The following is a 9,599-nucleotide window of genomic DNA, read 5'->3' on the forward strand; positions in this document are numbered from 1 at the left end:
GACGGACCCGGCGGCGGGACCGCCAGGCTCTAGCCTGCGGTCCCGTACATCCGGTCGCCCGCGTCGCCCAGACCCGGCACGATGTAGCCGTGCTCGTTGAGCCGCTCGTCGACCGAGGCCGTCACCACGGTCACCGGCGTGCCCGCCAGCTCGCGCTCCATGACGGCGACGCCCTCCGGCGCGGCCAGCAGCACGACCGCGGTCACGTCGTCCGCGCCGCGCTTGATCAGCTCCTGGATCGCCGCCACCAGCGTGCCGCCGGTCGCGAGCATCGGGTCCAGGACGTACACCTGGCGGCCGGACAGGTCCTCCGGCATCCGCGTGGCGTACGTGGACGCCTCCAGCGTCTCCTCGTTCCGGATCATGCCGAGGAAGCCCACCTCGGCCGTCGGCAGCAGCCGCACCATGCCGTCGAGCATCCCGAGGCCGGCCCGCAGGATCGGCACCACCAGCGGACGCGGGTACGAGAGCTTCACACCGGTCGTCGGCGTGACGGGGGTCTCGATGTCGACCTGCTCGGTCCGCACGTCCCTGGTCGCCTCGTAGGCGAGCAGGGTGACCAGCTCGTCGGCGAGCCGGCGGAAGGTCGGGGAGTCCGTGCGCTTGTCGCGCAGCGTGGTGAGCTTGTGGGCGACCAGCGGGTGATCGACGACGTGGAGACGCATGCCTCCACAGTAGCCGGGACTGGCGTCGAACCACGCCGCCGAGGGAAGGTGGGGACACAGGTACCGGACCTAAGTCCTGGGTGGTGACCCATGCCCGACCTGGAAGGAAAGCCCGGCGGACCGGCTCCCGACGAGGAGGCCCGACCGGAGACCGACGCGGAGCGCCGCAGACGCCGCGCGCAGTTCCTGCGCGAGCTGCACGAGGCCAAGGCGCTGCGCGACCGCGTCCAGCCCCGGCGCGCCCGCGCCGCGCGGATGCGTCAGGCCATGCGTATGCGCACATTCCGCTGGTGACGCGTGCGCCCCTCTTTGCGCCGGGGTCGCACGCCCGCCCGATCGATGTGTCGTTCAGACTGATGCACGACGCAAGAGCCGAAGACCTCTCCTGCGGCGTCCGTTTCTGCCACGATGCCGATTGGGCGGGGCATTCAGGGCGCGCCGCCGGATCGTCACACCTCTGATCAGTGGGAGAGTCAGGTGTACTTCGCCGCACTGCTCGCGCGCACCGAAGACGGGTGGGAAGCGAGCGATACAGAGCTCGACAGTGTGGAGACCCTGTCGGACATCGCCGATCTGGCCCGGGAGGCCGCGGCGGACGACAGCGAGACCGTGATCGTGTTCATCGAGCAGGAGGACGCGTGGTTCGGCGTCGTCCGCGTCGACGGCGAGGACGACCCGCGGGTCTTCGTCTCGAACGCGGCCGCGGCGGCCCGGTCCTCCTACGGGGAGATCCTCACCTCGGAGATCCTCGGCGACGACCCGCGCGACGCTGACACCGATGTGGACGCGCTGGACCTGGACGGCACGGAGGACGGCGAACCCCTCGTCGCCTCGGCCGCCGAGGACGGCGAGGACGACGGGGACGCCGCCGTGCCCGCGGCCCCCGTCGGCGACCGGCAGATCCTGGCCGACCTGGGGCTCTCCGAGCGGGAGCTGCTCGCCCTCGACGGGGACGCCCTGTCCACGATCGCGGACGTCCTCGGCGCCGGGGAAGTCCTGGAGGCCGTGCGCTAGTGCCCCTGGCGACGACGGAAGGCCCCGGCGCGGGCGCCGATCCCGTACGGGACCCCTGGCGGGACCCGATGCGGCTGGCCCTCGCCGAGGCGGACAGGGCCGCGCTGGCCGGTGACGTACCGGTCGGCGCGGTCGTGCTCTCCCCGGACGGCACGGTCCTGGCGCTCGGTCACAACGAGCGCGAGGCGACCGGCGACCCGACGGCCCACGCGGAGGTCCTCGCGCTGCGGCGGGCGGCCCGGGAGACCGGCGAGTGGCGGCTGACCGGCTGCACGCTCGTGGTGACCCTGGAGCCGTGCGTGATGTGCGCGGGCGCACTCGTCCAGTCGCGGGTCGAACGGGTGGTCTTCGGCGCCTTCGACGAGAAGGCGGGCGCGACGGGCTCGCTGTGGGACCTGGTGCGGGACCGGCGGCTCAACCACCGCCCCGAGGTGATCCACGGGGTGCTGGAGGAGGAGTGCTCCCGGCAGCTCACCGCGTTCTTCCGCGACCGCTGAGCCCTCGCCGAGCGCCCCGCCGAGCCCCCGCCGTCCCCCTGCCGACCCCCGAGTGGCACCCCTTCCCACCTGCGCGGACTTATGGATTTCAGTCCAGGGCTCCTTTGGGCTAAGCTCTCTCTCGGTAGCGTGTCCGAGCGGCCGAAGGAGCTCGCCTCGAAAGCGAGTGTGGGGAAACTCACCGAGGGTTCAAATCCCTCCGCTACCGCCAGGAAACCTCCCCGGACTTCGGTCCGGGGAGGTTTTTGCTTGCCCGCCCGGCCCGCCGCCGCATCCGGCTTGATGTCATGCACCTGACAATCACATACGAGCTGATGAGGGATTAGGACGGGGGGAGCGGCATCGGGGGGACAAGCCGCTCCCCCCGATGAGAACCGGTCCTGCAAGTCCTGCGCCGCAGTCAGGGGGGAAGCTCGCGGCGCGGACCCCGCAGTGAGGGCCGGTTCCTCCGCCCTTCGGATTCCTGCCAGATCCGCCGGGCTTGAGACCAATACTGCTCCTCCGCCACCCTTCCGGACGGCGGCAAAAGGCCCCGATCGCAGGGCCCTTGGTCCATAAAGGACCCGTGAGGAGGGCCTGGGCTAGACTCGGCGACCGCGCGGGCGGCGGAGGCCAGGGAAGCCAGGGGAGGGCGGAGCGAATGGCGCAGGCGAAGAAGATCGCACTGTACGTGGTCATGGCCTTCGTGCTGTACACGATCATCACGTCCCCGGCCCGGGCGGCGGACCTCGTCCAGGTAGGGTTCGAGGGCATATCGAGCGCAGCGCAGGGCATCGGCCAGTTCATGACCGAGCTCGTCAACTAGTCCCGGGAGTGCCGTCGTGATCCGCCATCTGGTCCTCTTCAAGCTCAACGACGGCGTGCGACGGGACGAGCCGCGCGTGGTGGCCGGTGTCGAGGCGTTCCGCGCGCTCGGCTCGCAGATCCCGGAGCTGCGCTTCTGGGAGTGCGAGTGGAACATCTCCGACCGCCCGATCGCGTACGACTTCGCGATCAACTCGGCGGTCGAGGACGCGGACGCGCTCAAGGTCTACCTGGAGCACCCCGCGCACCAGGCCGGCGTGGCCCAGTGGCGCGAGTTCGCGACCTGGGTGATCGCCGACTACCCCTTCGAGGGCTGAGCCGCACCACCGCTCCGACCCCTTCTCCTACGGGCCCCCCGCCGAGCTTCGGCGGGGGGCCCGAGGTTTTACCCGCCCAACTTGCCCTCAACACGTGGTTATACGGTGCTTGCACACAGTGGACATGTCTTGTGATGCTATGACCGCTTTTGACGGATTGAGTCGATCGAAGTTGACATGAAGGGGTGGCGTGAACGTGCCGGCCAGTACAGCGCCTCAAGTCCCGCCCCAGAACGAGGCCGGGGCAGCCCCGGAGCCCCCGCGCCCCCGCCCCCAGAGCACCCGGGGCGCCGACACCCGCGCCCTGACCCAGGTGCTGTTCGGGCAGCTCAAGAACCTGGAACCGGGCAGCACCGAGCACCACCGGGTGCGCGGCGCCCTCATCGAGGCCAACCTGCCGCTGGTGCGCTACGCCGCCGCCCGCTTCCGCTCCCGCAACGAGCCGATGGAGGACGTCGTCCAGGTCGGCACCATCGGCCTGATCAACGCGATCGACCGCTTCGACCCCGACCGGGGCGTGCAGTTCCCGACCTTCGCGATGCCGACCGTCGTCGGCGAGATCAAGCGCTACTTCCGCGACAACGTGCGCACGGTCCACGTCCCCCGCCGCCTCCACGAGCTGTGGGTGCAGGTCAACGGGGCCACGGAGGACCTCACCACGGCCCACGGGCGCTCCCCCACCACCGCCGAGATCGCCGAGCGGCTGAAGATCGGCGAGGACGAGGTGCTGGCCTGCATCGAGGCCGGCCGCTCGTACCACGCGACCTCCCTGGAGGCCGCCCAGGAGGGCGACGGGCTCCCCGGGCTGCTCGACCGGCTCGGCTACGAGGACCCGGCGCTGGCCGGGGTGGAACACCGCGACCTCGTACGGCACCTGCTCGTCCAGCTCCCCGAGCGCGAGCAGCGGATCCTGATGCTGCGCTACTACAGCAACCTGACCCAGTCCCAGATCAGCCAGGAGCTCGGGGTCTCGCAGATGCACGTGTCAAGGCTCCTCGCCCGGAGCTTCGCCCGGTTGAGATCCGCAAACAGGATCGAAGCGTAGCTGGGACGGGTAGACCGTTTCAGAGCAGTTTTTCAGCGGCCCAAATGCCGCACACCCCTTGTTTCCTGCGGATATTCACCCTGTACTTGTCGACAAGTCACTACAGCGTGTTGCCGACATGTGACATTCTGCAGAAACCGAGTTTGCCGCGGCCCCGCCTCCGGTATTCAGGTGGAGGCTGCGTTCCTCAGATGGTCGTGGCCGACACGACCGTCCGCGACCTCAAGGGGGTGGCATGTCCGCAGAACAGGGCAGCTCGAAGGTGCTCACGCTCACGCCCATGCCCGCGTCCGTGCCGACGCCCGCCGCCGCTCCGACGGCCGGCCCGGTGTCCACCGCCACGGCGACGGCCGTGCCCGTCCAGACGACGGCGCAGGCCGCCGCGGACGCGGCGCCCGCCGGGACCGACGAGCCCCTCCTCCCCCCGCCGGCCGTGACGCCGGGGGCGCTCGACACCCGCACCCTCTCGCGCTCCCTCTTCCTGCGCCTGCGCGCCTTGGACGACGAGGGCGTCGCCGCGGACAGCCCGGAGCGGACCTACGTCCGCGACACCCTCATCGAGCTCAACCTCCCCCTCGTGCGCTACGCGGCGGCCCGCTTCCGCTCGCGCAACGAGCCGATGGAGGACATCGTCCAGGTCGGCACCATCGGCCTGATCAAGGCGATCGACCGCTTCGACTGCGAACGCGGCGTGGAGTTCCCGACCTTCGCGATGCCGACCGTCGTCGGCGAGATCAAGCGCTTCTTCCGCGACACCTCCTGGTCCGTCCGCGTCCCGCGCCGTCTCCAGGAACTCCGCCTCGCCCTCACCAAGGCCAGCGACGAGCTCGCGCAGAAGCTCGACCGCTCCCCCACCGTGCCCGAACTGGCCGCAGTGCTCGGGGTGTCGGAGGAGGACGTCGTCGACGGCCTCGCCGTGGGCAACGCGTACACCGCCTCCTCGCTCGACTCCCCGTCGCCCGAGGACGACGGCGGCGAGGGCTCCCTGGCGGACCGCCTCGGCTACGAGGACACCGCCCTGGAAGGTGTCGAGTACCGCGAGTCGCTGAAGCCGCTGCTCGCCAAACTCCCGCCCCGCGAGCGGCAGATCATCATGCTCCGCTTCTTCGCGAACATGACCCAGTCGCAGATCGGCGAGGAGGTCGGCATCTCCCAGATGCACGTCTCCCGGCTGCTCACCCGCACCCTGGCCCAGCTCCGCGAGGGCCTGATCGCCGACTGACGCTTCATTTCTGACGGCTCGTCAGCCACACTGCTGTCCATGGTCAGCGCGTGGCGAAGGAAGCGGCCGGGACTCGTGGTGCTCGCGCTCTGCCTCGGCGGAGCGCTCACCGCCTGCGGATCGGGCACGGACGACGAGGGGTACGCGGCGGTCGGCGCCGGCTCCTCCCCCAAGGGCGCGGTCCCGCCCAGCGGCACGGTCACCCTGGTCCCCCTGGACCCCGGCTCCCCGTCCGGCACGTCCGGAACCTCCCCCGGAACCTCCGCCGCCGCGCCGGGCACGACGACGGCGCCGCCGCCGCGGACCCGCACTCCGGGCGGATCGGGCACAGGCACAAGCGGCACGAGCGGCACGGGTGGCACCAACGGCACCGGCGGCACGACGGGCACACCGTCCACGACCGCCCCCGCGGCCACGCCGAAGCCCACACCCCCCGTGAACCCCCCGGGCACCACACCTCCACCCAGTACGACTCCCCCCGGTACGACTCCCCCGCCCGCCCCCGCCGCGCTCACCCTCTCCGCGCCCACGCTCGCGGACACGGACCGCCGCTGGTGCGAGAGCGTGACCGTCACCATCCGCAACACCGGTGGCACGGCGACCCGTTCGGGCACGGTGGCGTTCGCGACGCACATCATCGGCGCGCTCGGCGTGGACTGGGCCACGGTCCGCTCCAGCCAGCCGCTGCCCGCGCCGATCGGCCCCGGAGCGGCCCGTACCCAGACCTACACGGTGTGCGTGGAGTCCTGGCGGGTGCCGCTGGGGATGCGGGTCGACACGAGGAGCGTCACGGCCTCATGGCGGTGAGCAGCGCCCCGGCGAACTCCTCCGGGTGCTCCACACACCCGAGGTGCCCGCCGGGGAAGGCGGCCGTGGCCGCGCCCGTCAGCTCCGCGATCCGGCGCGCGGGCCCGACCAGCGCCTCCTGACCGTCCGACACCCGCCCGACGCCCAGGACCAGCTTCCCGGCGGCGGCGCGCAGCCCGTCGAGGTCGGGGGCCGAGGAGGAGAAGGGGCACAGGACGTGCTCCAGGAAGACGGGCATGTTGGCGGCCATGCGGGAGGCCATGGGGCGTACGGAGGCGGGCAGTTCGCGGTGCCCGCCCGCGCCCTCGGGCCGCCGCCCGTCGGGTGTCTCGGCGAACCGGGCCATGGCCGCGCCGAGCCCGCGCGTACGGTGCAGGGCGCGCACCTCGGCGAAGTGGGCGCGGTACGGGCCGGGGTCGGCGAGCAGTTCCACCAGGGGCGGCTCGTGGGCGACGACGCGGCGCAGCCGGCCCGGGTGGGCGGCGAGCAGGGCGAGGGCGACGATCGCGCCGGAGCTGCTGCCGAAGACGTACGCGGTGTCGCCCTCCGGAACGACCGCGTCGAGGACGGCGCGGGCGTCCTCGGCCCACTCCTCGACCCGCTGGTCGGCGGGCGGCCCGTCGAGCGGGCTGCGGGAGAGGCCGCGCTGGTCGTAGGAGACGACGGTGTGCCCGGCGGCGGCCAGCGGGTCCGCCATCCCCTCGTAGAGCCCGGCGTCACCGGCCCCGCCGGGTATGAGGAGCAGGACGGGGCCGCTGCCGCGGGTCTCGTAGCGGAGGGTGGCGCCGGGGACGCGCAGGACGTGGGCGGCGGGGTTCATGACCAGTTCTCCAGGAGGCGGTGGAGGGCGTCGAGGGAGCGCGCCCAGGAGTCGTCGACGGGCCGGGCGGCGTGGAAGCCGCCGCTCAGCTCGATGTGGATGTAGCCGTGGAAGGCGGCGCGCAGCAGGCGCCCGGCGTCGGTGAGTTCGGGTTCGGCGAGCCCGTAGCCGCGGAGCATCCCCTGGGTGAGCTCGACGCTGCGCAGCACGACGGCGGGGTCGGTGATCTCCTCGGGCTCGATGCGCTGCTGGGTGGCGGCGTAGCGGCCGGGGTGGGCGAGGGCGTAGCCGCGGTACGCGTCGGCGAAGGCGACGAGGGCGTCCTTGCCGGAGCGCCCGGCGACGGCGGCGCCGATGGCCTCGTTCATCTCGGCGGAGGCGTGGAGGGCGAGGCGGACGCGGAGTTCGCGGAGGTTCCTGATGTGCGAGTAGAGGCTCGCGTCCTTGACGCCGAAGCGGCGGGCGAGGGCGGAGACGGTGACCTTGTCGAGGCCGTCCGAGTCGGCGAGCTCGGCCGCGGCCTGGACGAGACGGTCGACGGTGACGCCGGCGCGGACCATGCGCGGGCTCCTTCCTAGGGGATCTAGGCTAGAACCTAGCACCCCTAGGTTGGGCGGAGCCGGGGATTTCTCAGGCGCCGGTGTTCCCGCTGGAGCAGTTCCGCTGGTAGTTGCCCGGCGCCTCGCCGAGGAACGGCATGTCCACCAGCCCTTCCAGGCAGTCGCCGACGGTGGCGTGGCCGCTGCCGCCGCCGAAGTCACGGTGGTCGTCGTCGGCGTGGGCGGGCGCCGCGAGGGAGGCGGCGGCGAGGGCGAGGAGGAGGGCCGTGACGGCCCGCTTCTTGATGTTCACGGCCGGGCCAACGACCCACGCGACCGGCCCGTCACTCGGAATGACCCACCTGGAGGTGCCGCCGCAGCAGGACGTTCGCGTCGCTCTCGGCACTCCGGTCGTACCGGGCCCGCGCCTCCGACCGGCAGCGCGCGAGGTCGCCGCACTCGTCGCAGTCCGGGACGGGTACGGGCGGGCGGCTCAGCCCGTACGCGCCGCTCCCCCGCGCGTTGGCGGCGCGCACCCCGGCGCTCAGCCGCTCCTCCGGCGTCGCCGGCCGCACCCGCTCCGGATCCGCCTCCCACTCGCGCCCGCCCCCGAGGGGCCGCAGCATGGCGTACGGCCCGGCCTGCCCCCGGTACTCCCCGACCTTCCGCGCCGCCGGGTCGTACAGGTACGCGCCGCACTCCTCGTGCCCTGCCATCACACGCTCCTCACGCCTCACACTCACCCGATCGGGCGACTACTCTCCGTGCGTCAAGCGTTGCTCAATGGGAGAGGCGGCCACAACGCCTGCGGCGTGCCAAGGAGCGCTGTCACGAGGGGGTTCACTGTGACGAGAAAGCAGCTCGCGGGGCCGGAGCCCGCCGCCACGACGGCGGAGGTCTTCGGCGAACTCCTGCGCCACTACCGGGAGTCAGCGGGCCTGACCCAGGCGGCCCTGGCGGCCCTGGTCCACTGCGACCGCTCCCAGGTGGCGAGGGTGGAGGCGGCGAAGCGGGTCCCGACGGACGCGTTCGCGAGGGCGTGCGACGAGGTGCTGGGTACGGGCGGGGTGTTGCTTCGCCTGTGGGGCCGGATCGACTGGTACCCAGAGGTTCAGCATCCGGACTGGTTCGAGCGGCGGGCCGAGATGGACGCGGAGGCAGTAGCGCTGCGGGAGTACCAGGTGCAGGTGGTCCCAGGTCTGCTCCAGGCTCCGGACTACGCCTATGCCCTGCTCTCCCAGATCGCCGAACCGGACGAGGCCGAGCGAAGGGTCCGGGCTCGCCTGAGCCGCCAGCAACGCTTCCTGGCAGCGGGCGGCCCTCTGTACATCGCCGTCCTCGACGAGAGTTGCGTACGGAATGTGGTGGGTGACGCCGCCGTGATGCGTGACCAGTGCGCACACCTGCTGGAAGTGGGCCGCAGACCGAACATCGTGATTCAGGTAGCCCCGGCCAACCGGTCCGAGCTAGTCCCCCCGAGCACTTCGATGTCGCTGATCCGGTTGCCGAAAGGCAAGGAGTGGATCTACTCGGAGTCGCTGGGACAGGGCCATTTCATCGATGATCCAGCCGTCTTCGCCCGGCATAGCCAGACCTATGATGTGCTCCGGGCGGACACTCTGTCAGCGACGGAATCCGCCGCTCTGATCAGTGAGGCGATGGAAGGGTACGAGCACCATGCAGAGGCACGAACTCGACGCGTCGACCTGGATCAAGAGCAGCTACAGCGGGAACGACGGCGGCAACTGCCTCGAAGTCGCCCCCGGATTCCCCGGCCTCGTCCCCGTGCGTGACAGCAAGGCCCCCGAGGGCCCTGCTGTCGTCTTCGGGCGGGGTGTGTGGGACTCGTTCGTGCGGAGTCTCTGACGG

The 9,599-nt window shown here is 71.8% G+C and carries 14 protein-coding genes, 1 tRNA gene and 1 pseudogene; 11 read left to right on the top strand and 5 right to left on the bottom strand.

Features of this window, described 5'->3' with window-relative positions; genetic code table 11:
- Window positions 1-29 precede the first annotated feature (29 nt).
- Window positions 30-665: a uracil phosphoribosyltransferase gene (gene upp / locus AB0C99_RS00675; protein ID WP_362467764.1), complete on the bottom strand. Its 636-nt coding sequence runs from the start codon at window positions 663-665 to the stop codon at window positions 30-32.
- Window positions 666-755: 90 nt separating this feature from the next.
- Between upp and AB0C99_RS00680 the strand changes: the two genes are divergently transcribed.
- From AB0C99_RS00680 to AB0C99_RS00720, 9 genes are all read left to right on the top strand, one after another.
- Entirely contained in the window at window positions 756-959 is a 204-nt protein-coding gene (locus AB0C99_RS00680; protein ID WP_362467766.1) for a hypothetical protein, read from the top strand.
- Between the two features lie 183 nt (window positions 960-1,142).
- The gene (locus tag AB0C99_RS00685; protein ID WP_362467767.1) at window positions 1,143-1,679 is read left to right on the top strand and encodes a hypothetical protein; all 537 of its coding nucleotides are present in this window, start codon (window positions 1,143-1,145) and stop codon (window positions 1,677-1,679) included.
- A gap of 68 nt (window positions 1,680-1,747) precedes the next feature.
- On the top strand, window positions 1,748-2,176 hold the full coding sequence (gene tadA / locus AB0C99_RS00690) for a tRNA adenosine(34) deaminase TadA (protein ID WP_362468098.1): 429 nt from the start codon (window positions 1,748-1,750) through the stop codon (window positions 2,174-2,176).
- 123 nt (window positions 2,177-2,299) lie between these two features.
- A tRNA-Ser gene (locus tag AB0C99_RS00695) sits at window positions 2,300-2,387 on the top strand.
- A 429-nt stretch (window positions 2,388-2,816) separates the two neighbouring features.
- Window positions 2,817-2,981, top strand: a complete 165-nt coding sequence (locus AB0C99_RS00700) for a hypothetical protein (RefSeq protein ID WP_351657918.1) — start codon at window positions 2,817-2,819, stop codon at window positions 2,979-2,981.
- A gap of 16 nt (window positions 2,982-2,997) precedes the next feature.
- Window positions 2,998-3,297: a Dabb family protein gene (locus AB0C99_RS00705; RefSeq protein ID WP_362467769.1), complete on the top strand. Its 300-nt coding sequence runs from the start codon at window positions 2,998-3,000 to the stop codon at window positions 3,295-3,297.
- Between the two features lie 196 nt (window positions 3,298-3,493).
- The gene (locus AB0C99_RS00710) at window positions 3,494-4,342 is read left to right on the top strand and encodes an RNA polymerase sigma factor SigF (protein WP_362467771.1); all 849 of its coding nucleotides are present in this window, start codon (window positions 3,494-3,496) and stop codon (window positions 4,340-4,342) included.
- A 235-nt stretch (window positions 4,343-4,577) separates the two neighbouring features.
- Complete coding sequence (locus AB0C99_RS00715) at window positions 4,578-5,564, top strand: RNA polymerase sigma factor SigF (protein WP_362467773.1); 987 nt, start codon at window positions 4,578-4,580, stop codon at window positions 5,562-5,564.
- Between the two features lie 39 nt (window positions 5,565-5,603).
- The gene (locus AB0C99_RS00720) at window positions 5,604-6,371 is read left to right on the top strand and encodes a hypothetical protein (RefSeq protein WP_362467775.1); all 768 of its coding nucleotides are present in this window, start codon (window positions 5,604-5,606) and stop codon (window positions 6,369-6,371) included.
- Here the strand turns inward: AB0C99_RS00720 and AB0C99_RS00725 are convergent.
- The 4 genes from AB0C99_RS00725 to AB0C99_RS00740 all read right to left on the bottom strand — a co-directional run bounded on the left by AB0C99_RS00725 (window position 6,352) and on the right by AB0C99_RS00740 (window position 8,446).
- The gene (locus AB0C99_RS00725) at window positions 6,352-7,191 is read right to left on the bottom strand and encodes an alpha/beta hydrolase (protein ID WP_362467777.1); all 840 of its coding nucleotides are present in this window, start codon (window positions 7,189-7,191) and stop codon (window positions 6,352-6,354) included. The two genes, AB0C99_RS00720 and AB0C99_RS00725, sit on opposite strands and share 20 nt — an antisense overlap.
- Complete coding sequence (locus AB0C99_RS00730; RefSeq protein ID WP_362467779.1) at window positions 7,188-7,751, bottom strand: WHG domain-containing protein; 564 nt, start codon at window positions 7,749-7,751, stop codon at window positions 7,188-7,190. The genes AB0C99_RS00725 and AB0C99_RS00730 overlap by 4 nt, the downstream gene beginning before the upstream one ends.
- 70 nt (window positions 7,752-7,821) lie before the next feature.
- Window positions 7,822-8,043, bottom strand: coding sequence for a hypothetical protein (locus tag AB0C99_RS00735; protein WP_362467781.1), 222 nt, complete (start codon window positions 8,041-8,043; stop codon window positions 7,822-7,824).
- A gap of 31 nt (window positions 8,044-8,074) precedes the next feature.
- Window positions 8,075-8,446 (bottom strand): hypothetical protein, encoded by a 372-nt coding sequence (locus AB0C99_RS00740; RefSeq protein WP_362467783.1) that lies wholly within the window; start codon window positions 8,444-8,446, stop codon window positions 8,075-8,077.
- A 129-nt stretch (window positions 8,447-8,575) separates the two neighbouring features.
- On the opposite strand from AB0C99_RS00740, the gene AB0C99_RS00745 reads away from it, so the two are divergent.
- Together AB0C99_RS00745 and AB0C99_RS00750 are read left to right on the top strand one after the other, a co-directional pair.
- A complete protein-coding gene (locus AB0C99_RS00745) occupies window positions 8,576-9,523 on the top strand; it encodes a helix-turn-helix transcriptional regulator (protein WP_362467784.1) in 948 nt (315 codons plus the stop codon).
- Window positions 9,495-9,596: pseudogene (locus AB0C99_RS00750) on the top strand (DUF397 domain-containing protein); the annotation flags it as partial. The gene AB0C99_RS00745 and the pseudogene AB0C99_RS00750, both read left to right, overlap by 29 nt.
- Between the last annotated feature and the right edge of the window lie 3 nt (window positions 9,597-9,599).

The sequence above is a fragment of the Streptomyces sp. NPDC048659 genome (genome assembly GCF_040650575.1).
GTDB lineage: Bacteria > Actinomycetota > Actinomycetes > Streptomycetales > Streptomycetaceae > Streptomyces.

Coding starts and splice junctions, on each gene's coding strand:
- upp (WP_362467764.1), bottom strand. CDS start 665: ATGCGTCTCCACGTCGTCGATCACCCGCTGGTCGCCCACAAGCTCACC.
- AB0C99_RS00680 (WP_362467766.1), top strand. CDS start 756: ATGCCCGACCTGGAAGGAAAGCCCGGCGGACCGGCTCCCGACGAGGAG.
- tadA (WP_362468098.1), top strand. CDS start 1,748: ATGCGGCTGGCCCTCGCCGAGGCGGACAGGGCCGCGCTGGCCGGTGAC.
- AB0C99_RS00700 (WP_351657918.1), top strand. CDS start 2,817: ATGGCGCAGGCGAAGAAGATCGCACTGTACGTGGTCATGGCCTTCGTG.
- AB0C99_RS00715 (WP_362467773.1), top strand. CDS start 4,578: ATGTCCGCAGAACAGGGCAGCTCGAAGGTGCTCACGCTCACGCCCATG.
- AB0C99_RS00720 (WP_362467775.1), top strand. CDS start 5,604: ATGGTCAGCGCGTGGCGAAGGAAGCGGCCGGGACTCGTGGTGCTCGCG.
- AB0C99_RS00725 (WP_362467777.1), bottom strand. CDS start 7,191: ATGAACCCCGCCGCCCACGTCCTGCGCGTCCCCGGCGCCACCCTCCGC.
- AB0C99_RS00730 (WP_362467779.1), bottom strand. CDS start 7,751: ATGGTCCGCGCCGGCGTCACCGTCGACCGTCTCGTCCAGGCCGCGGCC.
- AB0C99_RS00740 (WP_362467783.1), bottom strand. CDS start 8,446: ATGGCAGGGCACGAGGAGTGCGGCGCGTACCTGTACGACCCGGCGGCG.